This window comes from Algoriphagus oliviformis (assembly GCF_017254915.1).
In the GTDB taxonomy this organism is placed as follows: Bacteria; Bacteroidota; Bacteroidia; order Cytophagales; family Cyclobacteriaceae; genus Algoriphagus; species Algoriphagus oliviformis.
Genome location: NZ_JAFKCT010000005.1, coordinates 127,145 through 150,590 on the forward strand (window position 1 = coordinate 127,145; position 23,446 = coordinate 150,590).

A 23,446-nucleotide genomic window follows, 5' to 3' on the forward strand; every position below is an offset into this window, starting at 1 on the left:
AAAATAGGACAACGATGGCAAAAAATGTATTTGGCGAAAACCTGATCCCCTGCAGCATGATGCCGCTCACGGGCTTTTTCCGAACGGGCTGCTGCGAGACGGACGAGGAAGACCGGGGAATGCACACCGTCTGTGCGGTGATGTCCGATACGTTTTTGCGTTTTTCCAAGGGCCGCGGCAACGATCTGAGTACGCCCCGTCCGGAGTATGGCTTCCCTGGACTGCAGGCCGGTGACAAGTGGTGCCTCTGCGCCTCCCGCTGGATGGAAGCCTACCAATGGGGCTGCGCTCCGCTGGTGTACCTCGAGGCTACGGATGAGGCCACCCTGGATATTATCCCCCTGGAGCTGCTGGTCAGCCACGCCCTCAAGACCGTCTGAAGAATTTTTTGCCGCCGGTGAGGATTTTCTGGTTTCCATCTGGCTGGTTCGGACTTTCTGCAAAGGTCATACGTTGCCAACTTTTTGCCGCAGGTTTGTCCGCCAAACAGAAGTAGACCGCGGGATTTTACATTTCTGTTAACATTACTAACAAAGCGCAAAGTTTTACAAACTTTTCTCGCCCTTGGCCGTTAAGTGATTTCGTATTTCTTTTTTGGAAAATGGAATCGATCTTACGAAAAATGAAAGTGGAGGTCAGTCCCAAGCTCTATTTTAAGGAACCTTTCAGCTCAGACCTTGGGATTTTGCTGGTCAAGGAAGGGGCGAAGCTGCTTCGCGAAATGGGTTTGGAACTGTTTACCTTCAAAAAACTTGCGCAGAAAATCGGCAGTACCGAGGCGGCGATTTATCGGTATTTTGAAAACAAACACATGTTTTTGCTTTACCTCTGTGCTTGGTACTGGGCCTGGATGGAGCACAACCTGGTCTTTTCCACCTCCAATATCCCAGACCCCGAGGAGCGGCTCGACATAGGCGTACGGCTGATGGTGGACGGGCCCAGGTTTTTGGAAAACGAGTTTCTCGATCCCAAACTGCTCCGGGAGCTGGTGATCAACGAGTCAATCAAGGGCTACCTGACCAAAACCGTGGATTCCGAGCATGAGTCGGGCGTATTTGACCAGGTATTCAGTTTTGGCGACCGCCTCTCCAATATCCTCCGCGAGGTCAATCCCGATTACGAGTTTCCCAAGACCTTGATATCCACTGTGATGGAGGCCAGTTTGCTCCAGTCATTCAATTCCCAGCACCTACCCGAAATGACCGAAACAACCAGCAAAGGCAGCGAACGCTACCGGTTTTTTCATCAACTTGTATTCAAAGCAATATCCAATGGCAAGTAATTCAGACACCACCCCTTTGAAGCGGTTTTTCGGTTTGCTCAAAGAGGAGAAAAACCAAGTGTATGCCATCTACTTCTACGCCATCCTCAATGGTCTGATCACGCTCTCGCTGCCTCTGGGCATCCAGGCCATCCTAAACTTCATCCTCGGAGGGAGGATCAGCACTTCCTGGGTGGTTTTGGTGATCATCGTAGGCATAGGGGTGGCATTCGGTGGGTTTCTGCAGATCTCCCAGCTCCAGATCATGGAAAAGCTGCAGCAGCGGATCTTCTCCAAGTCCGGGCTTTCCTTGGCCTACAGGCTTCCCAGGATCAAGACCGAGATCATGCACGGGCGCTACGGCCCAGAGATTGTCAACCGGTTCTTCGATACTGTCAACCTGCAAAAGGGCCTGTCAAAACTCCTGATCGATTTCTCCACCGCCCTGCTCCAGGTCGTGTTTGGCCTGCTCTTGCTTTCGATCTACCATCCGACCTTCATCTTCTTTTCACTGATCCTGATCGCCATACTCGGCCTGATTTTCTATTTCTCAGGCCCCAGAGGGATGGAGACGGCGCTGAAGGAGTCTACGTACAAGTACGAAACCGCCTATTGGCTGGAGGAAGTGGGCCGCACGCTCAATTCCTTCAAGCTGGCTGGAGGAACGCGATTGCCAATTCTTCGGGCGGACAAGCTGATCCAGAAATACGTGGAGTTTCGCGTGCGCCACTTCTCGGTGCTGATCTTCCAGTTTAAGGTGATGGTGGCCTTCAAGGTCTTTACCGTGACCAGCTTGCTGATCGCTGGTAGCTTGCTGATGATCAACGAGCAGATTTCCATCGGGCAGTTTGTCGCCGCAGAGGTGATCATCGTCATGGTGATCAACTCGGTAGAAAAGCTCATCCTGTCCCTGGAGACCGTGTACGACACGCTGGTGGCTACCGAGAAGCTTGGACAGGTGATGGACATGGAGATGGAGCATCACAGTCCGGATGAGAAGATCATCACCTCCAGTGCGGAGGGGCTGAAGTTTGGGATGGAAAATGTGACCTTCCAACCGCATGATTCCTTCGAACCTTTGCTGAAGGGCGTGAGTCTCAGCATTGCTCCGGGGAAGAAAGTCGCCCTAACGGGCAAAAGCGGCAGCGGAAAAAGCTCCATCATCGCGCTTTTTGCTGGGCTCTATGAGCGATATGGGGGAAAAGTGTCGGTCAATGACCTATCGCTGGAATACCTGAATCTGGAGAAGTACCGCGCGATGGTTGGGGAGTTTCTGGAGCTGCAGGAGATCTTCAGCGGCACGATCCGGGAAAACATCCTCATGGGAAGGGACTTTGACGACGACCATCTGCAATACCTCTTGGGCTTGGTAGATCTCCAAGACTACCTATACCACCTCCCCAAAGGCCTCGATGCAGTGCTGCAGCCACACGGCCGGGGACTTTCGAAGTCTGCCGCCAACAAGATCCTGCTGGCCCGCGCACTGGTGGGCCGACCCAAGGCCTTGTTTATGGAAAACGACCTCGCAGAGTTGGATGCGGAAGTGCGCGCCCGAGTGGTTGATTACCTCTTCAAGGGCGCCTGGACGCTGGTGATGGTGACCGGAGACGAATCTATTCTCAGCCGCGCCGACGAGGTCATCTGGATGAACGCCGGCAAGCTCAACTATCAGGGAAGCTATGCGGGATACAAACAACTAAAAGCCTGAGACCATGCTGAATATTTCATCAAATAAGATCAAAGAGTCTATCCCCTTCAGTGGCTCCAAAAGCCTGGTCATGACCCTGCCACTGAAGGAGAACCAGCGCCGCTTGAGGGTGCTCACGGCCATCGTACTTTCTGCGTTTATCATCCTTTTTGTCCCGTGGACGCAAAACGTGCGCTCCAAAGGCTACGTCACCGCACTGAGGCCGGACCAGAGGCCGCAGACCGTGCACTCGGTCTTGGCGGGTAGGATAGAGGCCTGGTATGTGGCGGAGGGTGATTTTGTGGCCAAAGGAGACACGATACTCAGGATCTCCGAGGTCAAGGACGAGTACTTCGACTCCCTGCTTTTGCCCCGTACCCAGATGCAGGTCGATGCCAAGGCCCTCTCTGCCAAGTCCTATGCGGAAAAGGTAGGCGCCCTTCAGGCCCAGATCGATGCGCTTCGCAGAAACAATGTCCTGCGCCTGCAGCAAGCCGAAAACAAACTTCGCATGGCGGAGCTGAAAGTGGAGTCGGACAGCATCGAGCTTGTGCAGGCCAAGGTGAATTTCGACATTGGAAAATACCAGCTGGAGCGATCGGAAAAGCTCTACGAGGAAGGACTTCGATCACTGACCGACCTGGAGTCCCGCAGGCTAAAATTCCAAGAGGTGAACGCCAAACTCATTTCCTCGGAAAACAAGCTGCTCAGCAGCAAAAACGAACTGATCACCGCACGAATCGACCTCGACGCGATCGACAACGACTTCAAGGACAAGCTCGCCAAGGCCGAGTCTGATATGTACACGGCCATGTCTTCGCAGTTTGACGCGGAGGCGAGCACCACCAAGCTGGAAAACCAGTATTCCAACTATCAAAGCCGGGTGGGCTACCGCCATATCCTGGCGCCCCAAAACGGATACATTGCCAAGGCCGTCCAAGTGGGGATAGGCGAGACGATCAAGGAGGGCGATGAGATAGTCAACATCGTCCCGGCCGATGCCGAGCTTGCCGTGGAGATGTTTGTACAGCCGGTGGATCTGCCGCTGATGAAGGTGGGCAACAAGGTCCGCTTCATCTTTGACGGCTGGCCTGCCATCGTCTTTTCCGGCTGGCCGCAGATCTCCAACGGTACCTTTGGCGGCGTGGTCGTGGCGATAGACCAGTTTGCGGGAGCAAACAACCAATACCGAATCCTGGTGGTGGAAGACCCCGAGGAAGAGCCTTGGCCCGAACAGCTACGAATGGGCTCCGGCGCAGACGGGATCGCCATCCTGAATGACGTCCCAGTCTGGTACGAGATCTGGCGACAGCTCAACGGCTTCCCTGCTGACTACTACACCCAAGAGCAAAAAGACCAAGCTGCATCCAAGAAATGAGAAAACTCAGTCTGCTTTTTCTGTTGATTTTCAGCGTCATGGGAGCCAAAGCCCAGGATTCCACCCGACTCGGCTTTGCGGAGTACATGGAGTGGGTGCGCCTGTACCATCCCGTTTCGGCCCAGGCGGAGCTCAACCTTCGCATGGGACAGATGGAGGTGCGGCAGGCCAGGGGAGGCTTTGATCCGCTGCTCTATGGGAATCTCGACAAGAAAGACTACGGGGATCGTACCTACTACGACAAGCGTGAGGCCGGCGTGAGTATCCCGACTTGGATGGGAGTGGAGCTCAACGGCAACTTTGAGCAAAACACAGGCTACTACCTCAATCCCGAATCGACCGTGCCCTCTGGCGGGCTCCTGTCCGCGGGTGCTTCGGTCAATCTGGGGCAAGGCCTGATCCTGGACGAGCGCCGAGCGACTTTGCGAAAAGCGCAGATCTACCAGCAATCCACCGAGGTGGAGCGCACCAAGCTCCTGAACGAGCTCAATCTGAGCGCCACGGAAATGTACTGGAAATGGGCGATGGCCTACGAAAATCTCCAAGTGCTGAGGGAAGGGGTGGACTTGGCAGGCTTTCGCTTCAATGCGGTGAAAAAAAGCTACGAGCAGGGCGATGTGGCCGCCATCGACACGGTAGAGGCGTACACCCAATTGCTGAACCGACAATACCGCCTCCAGACGGCGGAAAACACCTTTTTTGCCACTACCCAGGAGCTGAATACCTATCTCTGGGACGAAAACGGCGAGCCCATGCTCCTCGGCGGACAGGTCATTCCCGAGAGTTTGTATGGGGAAATCCCCAGCAATCCCGACACGCAAGAGCTAAGGGCGGCCGTGGCTTCGCATCCCGATCTGCGCCTGACCGACTACGAGCTGGCGAGTCTCGATGTGGAAAAGCGGCTCAAAGCGCAGCAGATCATTCCCACGGTCAAGCTGAAGTACAACTTCCTGGCGGAGTCTTTTTCCGAGTTTGAGGAGTCGCAGTTTTATGAAAACAACTACAAGTGGGGGCTGTCTGTCTATACCCCGCTGCTTTGGAGAAAGTCCCGCGGCGCAGTCGGACTGGCCAAGGCAAAAATAGACTTCAAGCAAAACTCGAGGGATCTCAAGGAAATCCAGCTGCGCAACAAGCTGGAAACCGAACTGAACAATTGGCAGGTGATCAACCAGCAGCTGATCACGTATTCCGCCAATGTGGAGAGCCTGGAAACCCTGCTGGCCGGTGAAGTCCGCAGGTTTCAAATAGGCGAGTCCAGCCTATTCCTGGTCAATGCACGGGAAGTCTCGGTGTTTGACTCGCGGCTTACGCTCAACGAGCTGGCTTCGAAGCTGAGGATTTCCTATGCAAAGACGCGGTATGCGGCTGGACTCGGCTTTTGATTGAGGTTTACTTCTTGAAAACGGCGGTGTAGGCTGCATCCAGATCAGCGCTCCAGTCCAGCTGTAGCCATTCGGATACGGCGAGCTTGAGGTTTTCCGCTTCGCTTGCCTCTTTCGACACCTTTTCAAACCACCCTTTCACTTCCGCACCATCACGGATTTTTGCTGGATTTCTCAGGTAAAAGAGGATCATCGACAGCAGGCATTGGCTTAGTCTGCTTGGGAGTTGTCCGTTTTTTGCCTGAAAGTCGGTGACGATGGGCAGCAGTCTGCTTTTGAGTTTGGCGATGCTGTTGAGGGAGATGTCGCTAAGCTTATGTGAAACAAAGGGATTTCTGAACCGATCCAGTACTTCCTCCGAATATTTGGCCAAGGCAGCCTGATCCAAGTCCATGGTCGGAATGATTTCCTCCGCGATCATCGCTTTGAGAAACTGCTCCCGCTGGGCATCGCCTATCCATTCGCCCACGGTCTCGATTCCATTCAGCATGCCGTGGCCGGTCATGGCGGTGTGGGCAGCATTGAGGATGCGCACTTTTCGCAGGGCATAGCCAGCGATATCCTCTGCCAAAATCACTTCAGAATTGCTTTCCAGGAAAGGCAGCTTGTCCTTGGCCGAGGCTGGGCCTTGGATAGCCCAAAGCGCATAGGGTTCCGCTTGGACCAAAAAGGGATCCGAGTCTTTCAGCTCCAAATCCAGATGCGCGGGAAACCCGGGCACGATGCGGTCCACGAGGGAATTGAAGAAGGTTGTTTTTTCGTCAAGCCAAGCCAGAAAATCCTCCGAAAGGTTCCAAGCCTTGGCGTGGTCGACCACAAAACCCTTGAGGAGATCGCCGTTGTTTGGCAGCAGCTCGCAGGGCAGGATGACGGTCTCCGCTTGGGGGAGGGTTTGGAATCTGCGGTAGAGCCACTGGGTCAATCGAGCCGGAAAGGATTCCGCAAATTCCTCGATAGGGCCTTCATTTTTCCAGACCATACCGGCCTCGGTGACGTTGGACACGAGCCATTTGACGCTGGTCGAGCTGGCAAAGGCAAAGAATTTGTCTGCCTCGTCAGGCAGTTTTAGGCCGTCTTTGACATTGTCTAGCTTCTGGATAGCCTCGACTTTTTGCCCGTCTTTGAATCCCGCCACGAGCAGGTTGTACTCGAAGCCCTGCGCGGCAAGTCGGTCGATTCCGCTTCCGTTGGTGGACTGTATGATGCAGATATTCAGGTTTTTGTCAAGGTTTTTGAGGTCTTGAACCATGGAGCCTAGGAAGGCCCGAAGAAAATTTCCCGTTCCAAATTGGAGAATTTGGATGTCAGAGTTTGCCATAGTTATTGTTTTGAGCAATTTGGTTTACTGTTAAAATCAACTCCATGTCCGCATACGTTTTGGTAGAAGTCGATATTCACGACGGCTCATTATACGAAGAATACAAGAAATTAACACCGGCCAGCATTGCCGCCTACGGGGGGAGCTTCGTCGTCCGTGGCCTGCCTGTACAGGTGATGGAAGGGAGCTGGGATCATGACCGACTGGTCTTGCTGGAGTTTCCGAGCAAAGAGAAAGCGTTGGAGTGGTACCATTCGGAAGCGTACCAAAAAGCCAGGGCAATCCGCGAGCAGGCCTCATCAGCCAATTTTCTGATCATCGGCTAGGGTTTTTTCACCACAGAGGGCGGGAGAAAAGGGGAGGCCTTCGGCGCTGTTGCCATACGTCTTTAGCTTTTCCTCCTATTCCTCTGTGTACTCCGTGGTAAAATTTTCTTATTGGATTTTTTCACCACAGAGGGCCGGAGAAAAGGGAGAGCCTTCGGCGCCGCCGTTTTACGTTTTCCGCTATTCTTCCGTTGTCTTGCTTCTCAGGAAGCAGGATATTGAATCGCAGACTTTTAACCGCAAAGGTCGCGACGGGCCGCAAAGAAAATATAGTGTGCCTATAGACAGGCCATTTCTCCGCCTTTGAGACTCGATGAGCGAAAAATGGCTCGCTAAGGCGCAAGGACGCAGAGCGGTTAAATGCTTTTTCTCCAAGCCCTCCGCGTACTCCGTGGTAAAAAAAGCGGTAATGCTTTTCCAGAAGCTGTCAAAAAAAACGCCCCGGATATCCGAGGCGTTTTGGTTTTTTAGAGCGACACTCCCCGCTTCCAGGGGATGAAGTCGTAGTTTTTGTTCTTTTCCGCTTTGGTGGTCACCTCGCCGCTGGCGACTTGGATGACCAGATCCAGAAGCTTGTCACCTGCCGACTCGAGGTTGTCCTCGCCAGAGATGATCGTGCCTGCGTTGAAGTCGATGATGTCGGCCATGCGGGTGGCCATCTTGGTGTTGGTGGATACCTTGATCACCGGGCAGACCGGGTTGCCGGTAGGCGTGCCGAGTCCGGTGGTGAAGAGGATGATGTTTGCCCCGCTGCCTGCGAGTCCGGTCGTGCTTTCCACGTCATTTCCTGGGGTGCAGAGGAGGTTCAAGCCTGGGTTTTTGACATATTCGGTATAGTCCAGGATGTCGGCAATGGGTGCGGAGCCACCTTTTTTGGCGGCGCCACAAGACTTGATCGCGTCGGTGAGGAGTCCATCTTTGATGTTTCCCGGGCTTGGGTTCATGTCAAAGCCGCTGCCTACCCGCTTGGCGGCCTCGTTGTAGGTTTCCATTAGATGGACAAATTTGTCTGCCATTTCCTGGTCGGCGCAGCGGTTGATGAGGTTTTGCTCGGCTCCGCAAAGTTCCGGAAATTCGGAGAGGATCGCCGATCCGCCCAAGGCCACCACCAGATCGGATACACGACCCAAGGTCGGGTTGGCGGAGATCCCCGAAAAACCGTCTGAACCGCCACATTCCAGTCCGATGACGAGCTTGCTCAGAGGGACTGGCTGTCGGGTGATTTTATTGGCTTCCACGAGCCCTTCAAAGGTCTCCCGGATGGCCTTTTGGATCAGGACTTCCGTGGTGCCTTCCTGCTGCTGCTCGCAGATGACGATAGGCTTGCCTTTTCCTTTTTGGATTTTGGACAGTTTGTCCAGCATGATGCTGGTTTGGGCATTTTGGCAACCCAAGCTCAGCACGGTGGCTCCGGCGACGTTGGGGTGGTTGATGTAGCCTGCGAGGAGGGCACAGAGGGTCTCTGCGTCGTGCCGTGTACCGCCGCAGCCCAGGTCGTGGGTGAGGAAGCGGATGCCGTCTAGGTTTTCGAAAATCCTACCATCCTCAGCCACGGCTGTATCCGCAACCGTTTCCGTAATTTTTTTGCCCTGCACGCCAGAAATGAGGTTTTTGATCTGGACTTCGTAGGGGTTTGGAGTGGTGAAGCCCAGTGCGTTTTCGAAGGCTTCTTTGAGCAAAAGCACGTTGGTGTTTTCACAGAAAACCATGGGCAAAACCAACCAGTAATTAGCTGTACCTACTTGATTGTCAGCTCTTAAATAGCCGTTGAAGGTGCGGTCTTTCCACTTGGATACATCGGGAGCCGACCAGGTGAATTTACCGGGGTCGGCGGTGTATTCGCGGGTTTTGTGGTGGATGTTTTGAAGGGTGATGGCGTGGCCCAGCGGTATGGCCTGGGTAGCCTCTCCGACGATGGTGCCGTACATGAGGATGTCTTCGCCGGGCTGGAAATCCCGCATGGCAAACTTGTGTTTGGCAGCGACAAATTCCTGGATTTCAAGCTCTAGGCCGTTTAGAGCTACTTTTTGGCCTGGTTCTAGGTCGGTGAGAGCGACTCCTACATTGTCCGATGGGTCGAGAAGGAGGGAAGTATTGTTCATGATTTTTATTCCTTAACTTGGTCAAAACTAGAGAAAAATTTATTCTTCGATGAAGAAAATAATCACACTTGGGGAAGTCATGCTCAGACTTTCGCCTCCGGGAAACCAGCGTTTTTTTCAGGCGCAGTCCCTAGATGTTGAATTTGGCGGATCTGAAGCCAACGTAGGTGCGGCCATCGCTTATTGGGGCGAGCACGTCGCGCATCTGACCGCTTTTCCCGATAGCGAGATCGGCTGGGCCGCCTCCGGGCAGCTCCGCAAAAACGGCATCGACACCCAGTTTATCCCCCATATTCCCGGCAGGATGGGGATCTATTTCCTCGAAAATGGCGCGATGCAGCGCAGCTCCCAAGTGATCTATGACCGGGCCGGTTCGGCTTTCGCGGGCTTTGATGGAAAGGACCTCGACTGGGATGCGATCTTCGAAGGAGCCAGCTGGTTTCACTGGTCGGGGATCTCCCCGGCGCTGTCCAAGGAATGCGCCGACCTGACGCTCAAGGCGCTGCAGGAGGCCCAAAAACGGGGCGTGACCGTGAGCGGTGACCTGAACTATAGAAGCAATCTCTGGAAGTTTGGCAAAGAGCCCCATGAAGTCATGCCTGCCCTGATGGAGCTGACCAACGTGTTCATCGCGGGTACCCGGGATTTCAAGCAGTGTCTCAACGAGGACTTCAAGAACTTTGAGGATGCCCGACAAAAAGTGTTTGAGCGCTATCCCCAGCTCCAGTATTTGGTGAAGACTGACCGGGAGTCGCACAGCTCCTCCCACAATACGATGACTGCTTTTCTCTATGGCAGAGACGAAACCTACAGCTCCCGGAGCTATGACCTCACCCACATCGTGGACCGGGTGGGGACCGGCGATGCCTTCGCTGGGGGACTGATCTATGGATTGCTCCACATGAAGCCGAATGAAGCCATCGAATTTGCCATGGCGGCGGGTGCCATCAAGCACTCCGTGCCCGGCGATGTCCTGCTTTGCTCACTACAAGAAGTAAAAGACCTCGCCAGCGGTGAAGCTGTCGGCAAAATCAAGCGATAATGAGAAACCCAACACCTTTTATCCAGCGCATGCATGCCGGTGGCATGATGCCTATTTTCTTCCATCCCGACGAGCAGGTTTGCCTCGATCTCCTACACGCAGCCTATGAGGGCGGCGTGCGCGTGATCGAGATGGTCAATCGCGGGAAGGAAGCCAAATCCATTTTTCCAAAAATCAAAGAAGCAGCAGACAAGCTACCGGGCCTCTATCTGGGTGCCGGTACGATCTACCATTCCCATGAAGCGGAAGAGTTCATCGACATGGGGGCGGAATTCATCGTGGCACCCGTCATGAACCCAAAGCTGGGTGACTATTGCAGCAAGGTCGATGTCCCTTGGATCCCGGGCTGTGGCACGGTGACGGAGGTTTTTCAAGCCCAGGAGCTTGGCTCAGAGCTGGTGAAGATCTATCCGGCCAATGTCTTGGGTCCGGACTTTGTCCCCTCGGTGCATGCGGTGCTGCCTAAGATCGAGCTGATCCCGACTGGTGGGGTGGAGCCTACGCTGCCAAGCATGAAAAAATGGTTTGACGCAGGGGTACTCTGCGTGGGGATGGGCTCGCAGCTTTTCAGAAAAGACCTCATTGCCAAGCGGGATTTTGAGACGATCAAGACTTCTGTATCTGAGGCGATGGACATTATAAAGTCCCTGCAAGAAGGTAAGAGCTAAGTCTAGTCCGCTTTCTTCAGAAAACAGAAAAGCCCCGAAAATCGCGATTTTCGGGGCTTTTTTATGTTTCATTCGCTGCGATCAGTCGATGTTGGGCTGGGGCGTCATTCTCAGGTAGGGCTTGACGACCTTGTGGCCTTTGGGGAATTTCGCTGGAATATCCTCCGTTTTGATAGCCGGAGCGACGACCACATCGTCTCCATGCTTCCAGTTGGCCGGAGTCGCCACGGAGTAGTTTGCGGTGAGCTGAAGGGAATCGATCACGCGCAGCAGTTCGTCAAAGTTTCTCCCCGTGCTGGCAGGATAGGTGATGATGAGCTTGATTTTCTTGTCGGGTCCGATGACAAAGACTGACCTCACTGTAAAGTTTTCGTTGGAGTTGGGATGGATCATGTCATAGAGTTCAGAGACTTTGCGGTCCTGGTCGGCGATGATCGGAAAGTTCACCACGGTGTTTTGGGTTTCGTTGATGTCTCCGATCCAGGATTTGTGGCTGTCCAGCCCGTCCACGCTTAGGGCGATGACCTTGGTGTTTCTCTTGGTAAACTCATCCCGAAGCTTGGCTACCGCACCCAGCTCGGTGGTACACACCGGGGTGTAGTCTGCGGGGTGTGAGAATAATACTCCCCATCCGTCGCCGAGGTATTCGTGGAAGTGGATGGTGCCTTCTGTGGTTTCTGCGGAAAAATCGGGAGCGGTGTCCCCTAGTCGTAGTGCCATAATGATTGGTTATTTAAAGTCTATAGATTTAATAGGATAAATTTAAGGTTAAAATCCGGAACAATCGAAAGGGAATGCGGCGTTTCTTTTGTTCCTTTTCCGAATCGTTTTTGGATATTGTTGCTAAGCTTGACAGCGGAATGATCTCTATCCGACCATTGATTCGTATATCTTTCCGAATAATTTCAACCCCTATATGAAAACCTACTACAATCCTGAAGACCTTAAAAAATTTGGCAGCATAGGTGAACTCCAAAAATCCATGGCCGACAAGTTTTTTTCCTATTACAATGAAGTCTTTGCCGAAGGCGCGCTGACCGCAAGGGAGAAATCCCTCATCGCGCTCGCCGTCGCCCACGCCCTGCAATGCCCTTACTGCATCGACGCCTATACTACCGACACCCTGGAGAAAGGCTGTGATGAGGAGCAGATGATGGAGGCCGTCCACGTGGCTGCGGCCATCCGGGGTGGAGCTTCGCTGGTACACAGCACCCAGATGATGAACAAGATCAAGGAAATATCGATGTGATGAAGTCACTCAAGGCACAGCAACATAGTCTTTCGGACCCGACTGTTGAGCTGGATGTTTTGGAGCAAAGGCACCCCGGCGGGACGGAAGGTCACTTTCACCATTTCCTGGAGCGGATAGGGATGTATCCGCTGCGGCCCACGGCCCTGGAGATCTTTCAGGCCAATCTGGGCAAGATGTGCAACCAAACCTGCAAGCATTGCCATGTAGACGCCGGCCCTGACCGCAAGGAAATCATGGATCGCGACACCATGTCGCTCTGTCTGGATGTGATCAGGCGGGAGCGATCCCTCAACTGTGTGGACCTCACCGGCGGTGCGCCGGAAATGAATCCGGACTTCAGATGGTTTGTTGAAGAGATCCGTGCGCTTCGGCCGGACATCAAGATCATCGTCCGTTGCAATCTGACCATCATCCTAGCCAATCCCCGCTTTAGGGATTTGCCGGAGTTTTATAAGGAGAATGGCGTGGAGGTCGTGTCATCCTTGCCCTATTTCACGGCAATGAAGACCGATTCCCAGCGCGGCGAGGGGGTTTTCGGTAAATCACTCGAAGCCCTCCAGCTGCTCAACGCAGTGGGCTATGGAAAGGAAGGCTCCGGCTTGACGCTGAACTTGGTGTACAATCCATCCGGGGCTTTTCTGCCGGCTTCCCAAGCCGGACTTGAGGCGGAATTCAAAAAGAAGCTTTGGGACCGGTTTGGCGTCGCTTTCAACTCACTCTTTACCATTACCAATCTTCCCATTTCCAGATTCTTGGACTATCTCATCAATTCGGGCAACTACGAGAGCTACATGGAAAAGCTCCTGGATAGCTTCAACCCCGCTGCCGCGGCAGGCGTGATGTGTCGCAATACGATCTCTGTAGGCTGGGACGGCTACCTCTATGACTGTGACTTCAACCAGATGCTGGACTTGAAGGTGGCAGTTCCCGGTGGAGTCCATCTGCGGGATTGGGATTCCCAGGCACTTTCGACCCGGGCAATAGAGGTCAACAACCACTGCTTCGGCTGCACGGCCGGTGCTGGATCCAGCTGTGGAGGGGCTACAGTGTAATGATGTCCTGTTTGATTATTTTCCAGAAAAACGCGACGCGGGGAACCGTAAAGACCCGCATCGCGGCCACTGCTGGTGAGGATAAAGCGCTGGAGATCTACAATTGGCTGACCTCCTATACGCATGGGGTGGCCGGCGAGGTGAAGGTGGACAAGTTCCTCTTCTATTCCGACTTTGTCCCGGAAGATGCCGAGCACCACCTGCCTGGCTATAGTTTTGCGGTGCAGGAGGGAGGCGATTTGGGGGAGCGCATGAGCAACGCCTTCCGCATGGTCTTTTCCAAGGGCTATTCCGATGCCGTGATTATCGGTACCGATTGCCCGGAGCTCCATACCTCAGATCTCAACAGTGCCTTTTTGGTACTTAGCCACAATGATCTGGTGATCGGGCCTGCTCGCGATGGAGGCTACTACCTCCTGGGAATGAAGGGTTTTTACCCACAGTTATTTTCCGGGATCCCCTGGAGTACCGCTACGGTGCTGGAGAGGACGCTGGATATCGCCGATCGCGAGGGGATGGATTACGAGTTTTTGAAAATCCGCTCGGACGTCGATACCCTGGAGGACTGGGAGAACTTTTCTTCCAAGACTAATCCTTCACGAGCCTAAACTTTCCCCATATTTTATATATTGGAGGAAAAGCGCCCATGATGTCCAACCCAACCAGCCTATCAAAAACCAGAAATCCGGGGAAGTGTTTTTTCCGGATTTTACTGCTTTGCGCTGTTTTTTGCCTGGCCAGTCCTTCCTTTTCCCAGACCAAACCCGAGTCGATCAAGTTTGAAATCCAAGTGCTGGGCCTGAAGATCGGGGATCTCAATGTGAAGCGCTACCAGGTGGGGGATACGCTGCACTACCTGGCCCAAAGCAATGTCAAGTTTTGGTTTTTTGGCAATGTGGACGTGGAGATTTTCACGCACTCCAAGTACGTGGATGGGTATTTCGTCAAGAGCCTGTCCAAGTCCAACACCAATCGCGGCAACTTTGCCTCGAGCATTTACTGGGATGGAAAGAAGTACGTGGTGGATGCCGAATCCTACAAGTTTGAAAACGACAAGCCGGTGCAGGGCATGGTCCAGTGGTGCTCCGCAAAGACCTTTTTCGAAGAGATGGAGGAGGGGAAGACGTTCCTATCCGAAGTCTACGGACTCACCACGTCCATAGAGAAAACGGAGGCGGGAGTATACACGACGACCCTCAATGGCAACGAAAACGAATATACCTATCAGGGAGGAGACCTGCTGAAGGTAGTACTGGAGAATCCGATCAAAAATTTCCAATACAGGCGAGTGGATTGAGGAGCTCGGATTCGGGGTTTGGAAGAAAAAGCATCGATCGACAATTGCCCTTCTTGCCATCGGTATTTTGTCCCAAAATTCGATTTTTTTGGGACAAGGGCTTGTAACAAGCAGGTTTTTTGGTTTAAAACACTGGTTTAAAACATTCCATGGCTTTTTTGGAAATGTGTTTGGGTCAGATTGTTTATATCCCGTGATTTTTTCAATACATTGTAGGATATGAAGGCCAGTTTGGGAGGCGACGAGGTGGTCTAAAACTCCCTCGACCGGGCAGGATTCTTCAGTTAATTTTATCCGACAATCATCCGAAGTTCAATACATATTTCTGCGAAAGTGTACCGGGACCCATCCTGGATAAGGGTACAACCAGCTAATCGGTAGGTGTTTACATTGATTCTCATGGTGTTACTGCGGAAAAGCTAAAAACTAGGTACTCAACAATACATTACAATGGGGCAATTGCTAGAAAAGTCTTACCAAATCAACGGAATCCAACAAATCGGCATAGGCGTAAAGGATGTGCACAAGTCCTGGTCTTGGTACCGAAAGGCCTTCTCTATGGACGTGCCGGTCTTTGAGGACGAGGCCACGGCCAATCTCATGACACGCTATACCAACGGAAAAGCCGAATCGCGCCATGCCGTACTCGCCATGAACATGCAGGGCGGGGGCGGATTTGAGATCTGGCAGTTTACCAGCCGGACACCGGGGCCCAGCGATTTTGAGGTCCGGCCGGGCGACTTGGGCATCTATGCCGCAAAGATCCGTGTGAGGAATCTCAGCAGGGCTTTTGAGCATCTGAAAGGCTGTGGCGCGACCATTCTGACCCAGCCCTCCAAGGCCCCGAATCGCACCGGGAATTTTTTCATCAAAGATCCCTTTGACAACGTGTTCCAGATCGTGGAGGATTCCAACTGGTTTTCCGAAAACACCTCACCCACGGGAGGTGTCTTGGGAGTGGTGATCGGCGTGTCGGACTTGGAAAAGTCCATCTCCCTCTATCAGGATATTCTGGGTTTTTCGGTGCTGCACTACAAGGAAAAAGCTGTTTTCGAAGACCTTCCCGGAAAGGGCGAGACTTTCAAAAGGGCGCTGCTGTCCATGCCTTGCGAAGGCAACCCAGGCGCGTTTGGTGCCTTGCTTTGCCCGGCACAGATCGAGCTGATCGAGGTGCAGGGAAGGGAGTCCAGGCAGATTTTCAAAGACAGGCTCTGGGGCGACCTGGGTTTTATCCACTGCTGCCTGGATGTGAATGGCATGCGAAATCTGAAGAAAAAGGCCGGTGAGGCGGGGTTTCCGTTTACCGTCGATAGCGAAGATAGCTTTGACATGGGAAGCGCCTCGGGTCACTTCGGGTACCTGGAAGACTTTGACCAGACGCTGATCGAGTTTGTGGAAACGCATCGCGTGCCCATTCTCCAGAAGTGGAACCTCTACCTCAACCTCAAGAACCGAGACCACAAAAAGAACCTCCCCAAGTTTCTGGTGAAGCTGTTGGCTCTCAATCGGGTAAAAGCCTAGATCCCGGAAATTTTCTCTACCAAGTTTACCAGCCTGTTGGCGTAGCCGGACTCGTTGTCGTACCAGCCTACGACCTTTACCAGGTTTCCCTTGGCCGAAGTGAGCTCGCTGTCGATGATGCAGGAGTGGGGGTTGCCCAGGATGTCCATGGACACGATGGGGTCTGACTCCACCTGCAAAAATCCTCGCAGGGTGCTTTCTTCGGCACGTAAATAAGCTTGGTTGACCTCTTCGGTGCTGACTTCCCGCTTAAGCTCCACGATCAGATCGGTCAAGGAGCCGTCAGGCACAGGTACCCGCATGGCCGATGCCTCGATTTTTCCCTCCAACATGGGCAACACCCTATCCAACGCCTTTCCGGCATTTGTCGTGGTGGGGATGATGGAGTAGGCGGCGGCACGGGCTCTGCGCAGATCGCGATGGGGAGCGTCGTGCAGGTTTTGGTCATTGGTATAGGAGTGGACAGTCGAGGCGTAGCCCTTGACCACTCCGAAGTTTTCCTCCAAAACCTGGATCATCGGTGCGAGGCAGTTGGTGGTGCAGGAGGCGTTGGAAATGATCGTTTCCGATCCGTCCAGTATGCTTTCGTTGACGCCCAGCACGACCATGGGGATGCTGGTGTCCTGTACAGGTGCGGAGATGATGACTTTTTTTGCGCCCGCTTTCTGGTGTTTTTCGGCGCCCTCCCGGTGGGTAAATCTGCCCGTGCACTCGATCACCAGATCGACACCGAGTTCTTTCCAAGGGAGTTCTTCCGGATTGGCTTTGGAGAAGAGGCGTATGGCTTGCCCGTTTACAGTGAGGAGGTCACCTTCTACCTGGACCTTCCCCTCGAATTTTCCATGAACGGAGTCGTACTTCAGCAGGTGGGAGATCGCCTGGTTGTCGGCCAGGTCGTTGATGGCGACCAGCTGCATGGTGGGATGGGCTAGTAGGAGCTTGGCGGTATAGCGGCCGATTCGGCCAAATCCATTGATGGCAATCTTGGTAGTCGTTACTTCTGGACTCATGTCGGTTTTTTGTCTCTGCGAAATTAGCTAAAGGCTGGGACTATTTTCGAATCAAAATTTTGGGCCTTTGGTTCAGCTTTTTACCTTTTTTCCAAAGAAATTTTTGTGCTGCTTTTGGGTTTATAAATCTGACCGTCTATATTTGCACAACCTTTCGGAAAAGGACGTTTTCCGAGGCTTTTATGGTCCGTTCGTCTAGGGGTTAGGACGTATCCCTTTCACGGATAAAACACGGGTTCGATTCCCGTACGGACTACATAAGTTGCTGATTTTGAGAGTTTAAAGTCAGTGTATTGCAATTTTTATTCCCCTATGGTCCGTTCGTCTAGGGGTTAGGACGTATCCCTTTCACGGATAAAACACGGGTTCGATTCCCGTACGGACTACAAGACCCAAGGCTCAATCACCAAGTGTCTTAAATTATTTTTGTTTTATGGTTGTTAGTGGTTAAAGTGAATAAAAATCCCGGTCTTTGATCGGGATTTTTGTTTTTTACCCAAATATGATTATCCGCTTTTATGCCAATAGGTAGCCGTGACAATCCGAAAGAACTCTAAAATTTGGGCTTTGCCCTACTTCGGTCATCGGTCATCGGTCTTCCGACCGGGTTGAAGAAGCAAATTTGTTTACTGGCAAGAATGCGGATCGTCATGTATCCCATTTATATCAGCGGCTATCAGTTTGTTTCCATTTTTCATACTTTGGGTGTCCAATTAGTCAAACCTATGCGCAAACCCCAAAACCAACCGATTCATCTCAGTACCCTCGTTCTGGCCGGTCTTATTGCCTTTTCATCCTGCAAAAAAGAGGAGCCGGTAGACCTCCGCATCAAGACCCTGACCAAGGAAGAAATCGCCGTGCAGGCGGATGCCGCCAGAAAATCCATCAGTCCCCAGCTCGCCGAAGGGCTCAAGCTGGAAGTCTGGGCGGTGGATTCCCTGGTGCAGGATCCCATCGGTATTCACGTCAACGACGCCGGAGAGGTCTTTTACACCCGCTCCCCACGCAGGACTACCTCGGAATTTGACATTCGTGGACACCAGTCCTGGGAGATACGATCCATTGCTATCCAGACCATCGAAGACAAAAGCGCTTTTCTCCGCTCGGAGCTTTCTCCGGAGCGATCCTCCGAAAATACCTGGCTGGCCGATCTCAATGGCGACGGCTCCCACGACTGGCGTGACATGACCGTGGAGGACAACGAGGTCATCAAGCTGCGCGATACGGACGGAGACGGCCTCGCAGACTGGTCTCAGGTGCAAGTGAAGGACTTCAATGACGACGTCACGGACGTGGCAGGCAGTGTGCTGACGACCGAGGATGCGATGTTTGTCGCTTCAGGGCCGGATCTCTGGAGACTGGTGGACAAAAATGGGGACGGCATCATGGACGAAAAGACCTCGCTTTCCCATGGCTATGGCGTACACATCGGTTTCGGTGGGCACGGCATGTCCGGCGTGGAGATGGGCCCTGACGGAAGAATCTACTGGGGAGTGGGCGATATCGGCTTCAACGGCAAAAGCGCCGACGGAACCGAATGGAAATACCCCAACCGGGGGGTGATCGCCCGGGCCAATCCCGACGGCAGCGACTTTGAAGTCTTTGCCATGGGCGTACGCAATACCCATGAGTTTGTCTTTGATAACTACAACAACCTCATCTCCGAAGACAACGACGGCGACCATGCCGGTGAAAAAGAGCGACTGGTCTACCTGACCAACGGCTCCGACTCTGGATGGAGAATCAACTGGCAGTTTGGCAAATATCGCGATCCAGACAACAATACCTATAAAGTATGGATGGATGAGAAGCTGTACCTCCCACGCTGGGAAGGACAGGCGGCATTCATCACCCCTTGCATCCAAAACTACGTCAGCGGCCCGACAGGCATGGTCTTCAATCCGGGAACTGGCCTTGGCGAGCGCTGGAAAGACCACTTTCTCCTAGTAGAGTTCGTAGGAAGCGCGGCTAGCTCAGGCCTACATGCCTTCCAACTGCAGCCCAAGGGTGCGACCTTTGAGATGACCAAGACCGAAAAGATCATCGGGGGCTTCCTGCCCACCGGGATAGACTTTGCCCCGGACGGATCGCTCTTTATGGGTGACTTTGTCAATGGCTGGGACGACAAATATTACGGTAGAATCTGGAGATTGACCGACGAGACCGCGGCAGGTTGGGCTTTGCAAAAGCAAACCGAAGCCGAAATCAAGGCGGATTACAAGACACTTTCCGAAGGTGAATTGAAGCCAAAGCTGGCTTTTGAAGACCAAAGGGTTAGAAGAAAGGCGCAGTTTGAACTGGCCAAAAGAGGTGACAAAGGGGCCAAAGTCTTCCAGGAAGTGGTCGCCGACAAAAGCAACCAATTGGCCCGCATTCACGCCATCGTTGGCTTGAGTCAGCTGGCCAGGCTGGTGGATAGGAAGCATGCGGATGCAATCGTGCCTTTGCTGAAGGATTCTGATCCCGAGATCCGAGCCCAAGCCGCCAAGTGGTTGGGGGACATTCGCTACGACAAAGCAGGGAATGACCTGATCGCCGGACTGAAAGACGAAAACGCCCGGGTGCGCTTTTTCAGCGCTGAGGCCATAGGTCGCAGCAAAAATGCGGATGCCGTCCACCCTTTGATCGCGCTCTTGGAATCAAACAACGACGAGGACGCCTACATCCGCCATGCGGCTACGCTGGCTTTGTCCCGCATCGGACAGGTACAGCCGATTGCCGCGCTTTCTACCCATCCCTCCAAGGCGGTGAGAATGGGCGCAGTGATCGCCTTGAGAAGGCTGGAGTCTCCCGAGCTGGCCAAGTTTCTCGGCGATTCTGACGAGCTGATCGTGACAGAGGCAGCCCGTGCCATACATGACGATTTCTCCGTGCCTGCCGCACTTCCGGCACTCGGGGCGATACTTAATACCACGCCTTTCCAAAACGAAGCCCTCATCCGCCGGGTGATCAGCGCCAACCAGCGCGTGGGCAAGGATGAAAACCTGGATCAGGTGATTGCCTATTTGGGAAAAGCAAACGTGCCCGAAGCGCTGCGACAGGAAGCGATCGCTACGATCGGTACTTGGGCTAAGCCATCGCTGGTGGACCGTGTGGACGGTCGCTATAGAGGTGAGGTCAGCAGGGATGCTGCCTCGATCAGGGAGAAAGCCAAAACCACCCTAGTGGCACAGGCCAATGCCAAGGAGGAGAATGTACGCATGGAGTCGCTGAAGGCGATGGGCAAACTGGAAATGACCGATGCGGCGGACGTGCTCATGGCGAAGCTGAAAGCCGACCCTTCGGAAATGGTCAAAGTCCAAGCATTAAACTCCATCGTAGCTATGAACGCGCCAAATCTCGGCGATGCCATCACCGAAGCCATGAACAGCAACGCCCAGCAGCTGCGCGTAGCCGGACTGGGGCTTTTGGCCGAGACCTCGCTCGCCAGTGACCAGAAAGTCGCTCTCCTCACCGATGTCATCCAGAAGCGAACCAATCCTGAGAAGCAGACGGCACTTTTGACTTTGGGAGCTTTGGAGGATAGCAAAGACTTGCCGGTGTGGAAAATTATCCTTTCCGATTTCGAGTCGGGAAAACTCCCCGATGCGACTTGGGTGGAGCTGGAGGAGGCGATCACCGCCACGGGTTCCGCTGAGCTGAAAAGCCAGTTTGACGCCCTCTTGGAGGCGAAATCCGGCGGCGAGCGCTGGAAGCAGTTTGCGGGAGCTTTGGCAGAAGGAAACGTGCGGCAGGGCAGGAGGATCTTCTTCGAAAACCAAACTGCCCAATGTATCCGCTGCCATGCCTACGATGACATGGGCGGTAATGCCGGTCCGCCACTGGACAAGATCGGCGTCACACTTTCCAGAGAGGAGTTGTTGATTGCGTTGGTAGAGCCGAGCAAGCGTCTGTCGCCTGGGTTCGGGTTCATCTCCGTGGAGCTCAATTCCGGTGACAAAGTAGCCGGCACCATGATGTCGGAGGACGCCAGCTCCATGACCGTGAAAGTCGGCACCGAAGACCAGGTCATCGCCAAGAAAGACATCAAGTCCTCGCAGATGGCTCCATCCAGCATGCCAAACATGGGCGACCTCCTGAGCAAGCGGGAGATCCGCGACTTGGTCAGCTACCTGAGTACCTTGAGAAGAACAGAATGAAGAAATTATTGATTGTTTCGTTGGGTCTCATCGGGTTTATCCTGCTGCTTTCTCCCTGGATCTTGATCCTTTTTGGGAAAAACCACCTGCATGACCACGATGTGCCCCAACAGGAGCAATTGGTGAAGGGAGAGCCCAAATACCGCGTGTTGGTAGTTTTTCCCCATCCAGATGATGAGGTGACGGTGGCCGGGACGCTGATGAAGCTGAAGGAAGAAGGGCACGAAATCCAAATGGTCTGCCTTACCCGCGGGGAAAAAGGAAATTCCTCAGGGATAGCGGACGAAGTCCAGCTCGCCAAGCTTAGGACCGACGAGATGCAGAAGGCCGCTGCGCTGATCGGCGCGGACCAGCTGCATATGAAAAACTACCCCGACAGTGGCCTGGAGGAGGTCGGTCTGGACTCGCTGAAGGCGGCCGTCCGCGAGCTGATCGAGCAAATCCAACCCGACGTGCTGATCTCCTATGACTCCAAAGTCGGCCTGTACGGCCATCCAGACCATAGACTTACCGGTCAGGCGGTAGAGGAAGTTTTTCTGGAAAACAAAGGTAACGAGGGCTTTTCGCCTGGAGAGATGTATCAAGTCACACTCTGCAAAAAGCAGGTCAAGCTGGCGCTGAAGCTTTCCTCGGGCTTTCAAAAAAACTACCCAGAAGACCCCAACCTTGGCCTTCCCGAGCCGGACTTTTCGGTGCAAACCCGCGAATATTTCCCCCGGACGCTCGACGTCATGCAGGCGCACGCCACCCAGCAAGCGGTGCTGAAAGACTTGATGCCCTTCCACGACAATGTGCCTACGTGGATCTATTCGAGGATCTTTGACCGGGAGTACTTCCGAGAAGTGAAGTGATTGCTTGTTAGCAGTAAATAGTAAGTAGTAAGTCGTCCCTTTAACCACTTACTACTGACCACTCACCACTTACACTTTCCTGCTGACCTGTCTTGCTACTAGCGTCTAGCTACTTTCTACTCTATTTAAATCCCAGCTTTTCCCTTACCCGATTTAGCACATCCATGGCGATGGTACGGGCTTTTTGCTCGCCCTCGGCGAGGCGTTTTTCGACCTCTTCGGGATGGGCCATAAAGAAGTTGAAGCTTTCCCGCTCTTTGGCGTAGTTGCTCAGGATGAGCTCGAGCAGTTCCTTCTTGGCATGTCCATAGCCATAGTTGCCGCCGAGGTAGTTTGCACGCATTTTTTCGGTTTGCTCCGCGGTAGCGAGTAGGCTGTAGAGCCTGAAGACGTGGCAGGTGTCCGGATCTTTGGGCTCCTCCAGCGGTGTACTGTCGGTCACGATGGAGTTTACGTTTTTCTTCAGCTCTTTTTCAGGCAGGAAGATGTCGATGTAGTTGTTGTAGGACTTGCTCATCTTCTGCCCGTCGGTGCCGGGGATGATCATCACCTCCTCGCTGATTCGGGGTTCGGGTATCACCAAGATATCCTCTTCCATGATGCGATTGAAGGTGCTGGCGATGTCCCGCGTCATCTCCAGGTGCTGCAGCTGGTCTTTTCCCACCGGCACCAGGTCGGCTGAGTAGAGCAGGATGTCCGACGCCATCAGCACGGGATAGGTAAACAAGCCCGCATTCACATCTGCCAGGCGCGCAGACTTGTCCTTGAAGCTGTGCGCATTGGCCAGCATGGGGTAGGGAGTGAAGCAATTGAGGTACCAGGTGAGTTCGGTCACCTCAGGGATGCGGGACTGGCGGTAAAAGGTCGTCTTTTCGATGTCCAGGCCAAAGGCAAGCCAGGCAGCGGCCACCGCCAGGGTGTTTTGCTTGCGCAGTTCACCGTCCTTGCCGGAGGTAAGGGAGTGGAAATCTGCGATAAAAATGAACGCTTCTTCCTGGTTTTGTTCGATCAGCTTGATTGCCGGTACGATAGCCCCCAGGATGTTGCCCAAGTGCGGGCGACCGGAGCTTTGGATGCCCGTGAGTACTCTTGCCATTTGCTTAAATTTGGGGCAAATTACGTAAATCAACCTAAAATGAAGGTGAAATTATGCGTTAATT

20 protein-coding genes and 2 tRNA genes are annotated in these 23,446 nt (G+C 53.5%); 17 read left to right on the forward strand and 5 right to left on the reverse strand.

Annotated elements, in window-relative coordinates; genetic code table 11:
- Positions 1-14 precede the first annotated feature (14 nt).
- The 5 genes from J0A68_RS13260 to J0A68_RS13280 all read left to right on the forward strand — a co-directional run bounded on the left by J0A68_RS13260 (position 15) and on the right by J0A68_RS13280 (position 5,708).
- Complete coding sequence (locus J0A68_RS13260) at positions 15-380, forward strand: DUF2237 family protein (protein WP_206578696.1); 366 nt, start codon at positions 15-17, stop codon at positions 378-380.
- 221 nt (positions 381-601) lie between these two features.
- The gene (locus tag J0A68_RS13265; RefSeq protein WP_206578697.1) at positions 602-1,282 is read left to right on the forward strand and encodes a TetR/AcrR family transcriptional regulator; all 681 of its coding nucleotides are present in this window, start codon (positions 602-604) and stop codon (positions 1,280-1,282) included.
- Positions 1,272-2,969 (forward strand): peptidase domain-containing ABC transporter, encoded by a 1,698-nt coding sequence (locus J0A68_RS13270; RefSeq protein WP_206578698.1) that lies wholly within the window; start codon positions 1,272-1,274, stop codon positions 2,967-2,969. The genes J0A68_RS13265 and J0A68_RS13270 overlap by 11 nt, the downstream gene beginning before the upstream one ends.
- Before the next feature lie 4 nt (positions 2,970-2,973).
- Complete coding sequence (locus J0A68_RS13275) at positions 2,974-4,326, forward strand: HlyD family secretion protein (RefSeq protein WP_206578699.1); 1,353 nt, start codon at positions 2,974-2,976, stop codon at positions 4,324-4,326.
- Positions 4,323-5,708 (forward strand): TolC family protein, encoded by a 1,386-nt coding sequence (locus tag J0A68_RS13280; protein WP_206578700.1) that lies wholly within the window; start codon positions 4,323-4,325, stop codon positions 5,706-5,708. Before J0A68_RS13275 ends, J0A68_RS13280 begins: the two co-directional genes overlap by 4 nt.
- Before the next feature lie 7 nt (positions 5,709-5,715).
- Here the strand turns inward: J0A68_RS13280 and J0A68_RS13285 are convergent, their stop codons facing one another.
- Positions 5,716-7,026, reverse strand: coding sequence for a tagaturonate reductase (locus tag J0A68_RS13285; protein ID WP_206578701.1), 1,311 nt, complete (start codon positions 7,024-7,026; stop codon positions 5,716-5,718).
- A 44-nt stretch (positions 7,027-7,070) separates the two neighbouring features.
- Here J0A68_RS13285 and J0A68_RS13290 point away from each other — a divergent pair, with 44 nt between their 5' ends.
- Positions 7,071-7,352 carry a DUF1330 domain-containing protein gene (locus J0A68_RS13290; RefSeq protein ID WP_206578702.1) on the forward strand — a complete coding sequence of 94 codons (282 nt, stop codon included), beginning with the start codon at positions 7,071-7,073 and terminating at the stop codon, positions 7,350-7,352.
- A 467-nt stretch (positions 7,353-7,819) separates the two neighbouring features.
- Here J0A68_RS13290 and J0A68_RS13295 read toward each other — a convergent pair whose 3' ends face one another.
- Complete coding sequence (locus J0A68_RS13295) at positions 7,820-9,454, reverse strand: UxaA family hydrolase (protein ID WP_206578703.1); 1,635 nt, start codon at positions 9,452-9,454, stop codon at positions 7,820-7,822.
- A 49-nt stretch (positions 9,455-9,503) separates the two neighbouring features.
- Here J0A68_RS13295 and J0A68_RS13300 point away from each other — a divergent pair, with 49 nt between their 5' ends.
- Both J0A68_RS13300 and J0A68_RS13305 read left to right on the forward strand, forming a co-directional pair.
- The gene (locus J0A68_RS13300) at positions 9,504-10,496 is read left to right on the forward strand and encodes a sugar kinase (RefSeq protein ID WP_206578704.1); all 993 of its coding nucleotides are present in this window, start codon (positions 9,504-9,506) and stop codon (positions 10,494-10,496) included.
- Positions 10,496-11,164, forward strand: a complete 669-nt coding sequence (locus J0A68_RS13305) for a beta/alpha barrel domain-containing protein (RefSeq protein WP_206578705.1) — start codon at positions 10,496-10,498, stop codon at positions 11,162-11,164. The genes J0A68_RS13300 and J0A68_RS13305 overlap by 1 nt, the downstream gene beginning before the upstream one ends.
- A gap of 81 nt (positions 11,165-11,245) precedes the next feature.
- Here the strand turns inward: J0A68_RS13305 and J0A68_RS13310 are convergent, their stop codons facing one another.
- Positions 11,246-11,884 (reverse strand): peroxiredoxin, encoded by a 639-nt coding sequence (locus J0A68_RS13310; RefSeq protein ID WP_206578706.1) that lies wholly within the window; start codon positions 11,882-11,884, stop codon positions 11,246-11,248.
- Between the two features lie 196 nt (positions 11,885-12,080).
- On the opposite strand from J0A68_RS13310, the gene J0A68_RS13315 reads away from it, so the two are divergent.
- From J0A68_RS13315 to J0A68_RS13335, 5 genes are all read left to right on the forward strand, one after another.
- Entirely contained in the window at positions 12,081-12,413 is a 333-nt protein-coding gene (locus J0A68_RS13315) for an arsenosugar biosynthesis-associated peroxidase-like protein (RefSeq protein ID WP_206578707.1), read from the forward strand.
- The gene (gene arsS / locus J0A68_RS13320; RefSeq protein WP_206578708.1) at positions 12,413-13,468 is read left to right on the forward strand and encodes an arsenosugar biosynthesis radical SAM (seleno)protein ArsS; all 1,056 of its coding nucleotides are present in this window, start codon (positions 12,413-12,415) and stop codon (positions 13,466-13,468) included. The genes J0A68_RS13315 and arsS overlap by 1 nt, the downstream gene beginning before the upstream one ends.
- Positions 13,469-13,470: 2 nt before the next feature.
- Positions 13,471-14,076: a TIGR04282 family arsenosugar biosynthesis glycosyltransferase gene (locus tag J0A68_RS13325; protein WP_206578709.1), complete on the forward strand. Its 606-nt coding sequence runs from the start codon at positions 13,471-13,473 to the stop codon at positions 14,074-14,076.
- 41 nt (positions 14,077-14,117) lie between these two features.
- Positions 14,118-14,765, forward strand: coding sequence for a DUF6134 family protein (locus tag J0A68_RS13330; protein ID WP_206578710.1), 648 nt, complete (start codon positions 14,118-14,120; stop codon positions 14,763-14,765).
- 450 nt (positions 14,766-15,215) lie between these two features.
- Positions 15,216-16,286 carry a VOC family protein gene (locus J0A68_RS13335; RefSeq protein ID WP_206578711.1) on the forward strand — a complete coding sequence of 357 codons (1,071 nt, stop codon included), beginning with the start codon at positions 15,216-15,218 and terminating at the stop codon, positions 16,284-16,286.
- Here J0A68_RS13335 and gap read toward each other — a convergent pair.
- Positions 16,283-17,296 carry a type I glyceraldehyde-3-phosphate dehydrogenase gene (gene gap / locus J0A68_RS13340; RefSeq protein WP_206578712.1) on the reverse strand — a complete coding sequence of 338 codons (1,014 nt, stop codon included), beginning with the start codon at positions 17,294-17,296 and terminating at the stop codon, positions 16,283-16,285. The two genes, J0A68_RS13335 and gap, sit on opposite strands and share 4 nt — an antisense overlap.
- A gap of 184 nt (positions 17,297-17,480) precedes the next feature.
- Here gap and J0A68_RS13345 point away from each other — a divergent pair.
- The 4 genes from J0A68_RS13345 to J0A68_RS13360 all read left to right on the forward strand — a co-directional run bounded on the left by J0A68_RS13345 (position 17,481) and on the right by J0A68_RS13360 (position 22,286).
- A tRNA-Glu gene (locus tag J0A68_RS13345) sits at positions 17,481-17,552 on the forward strand.
- A gap of 58 nt (positions 17,553-17,610) precedes the next feature.
- Positions 17,611-17,682, forward strand: a tRNA-Glu gene (locus J0A68_RS13350).
- Between the two features lie 339 nt (positions 17,683-18,021).
- A complete protein-coding gene (locus J0A68_RS13355; RefSeq protein WP_206578713.1) occupies positions 18,022-21,435 on the forward strand; it encodes a HEAT repeat domain-containing protein in 3,414 nt (1,137 codons plus the stop codon).
- Positions 21,432-22,286 carry a PIG-L deacetylase family protein gene (locus tag J0A68_RS13360; protein ID WP_206578714.1) on the forward strand — a complete coding sequence of 285 codons (855 nt, stop codon included), beginning with the start codon at positions 21,432-21,434 and terminating at the stop codon, positions 22,284-22,286. The genes J0A68_RS13355 and J0A68_RS13360 overlap by 4 nt, the downstream gene beginning before the upstream one ends.
- A 121-nt stretch (positions 22,287-22,407) precedes the next feature.
- On the opposite strand, the gene trpS is transcribed toward J0A68_RS13360, so the two are convergent.
- Positions 22,408-23,382: a tryptophan--tRNA ligase gene (gene trpS / locus J0A68_RS13365; RefSeq protein WP_206578715.1), complete on the reverse strand. Its 975-nt coding sequence runs from the start codon at positions 23,380-23,382 to the stop codon at positions 22,408-22,410.
- Positions 23,383-23,446 lie beyond the last annotated feature (64 nt).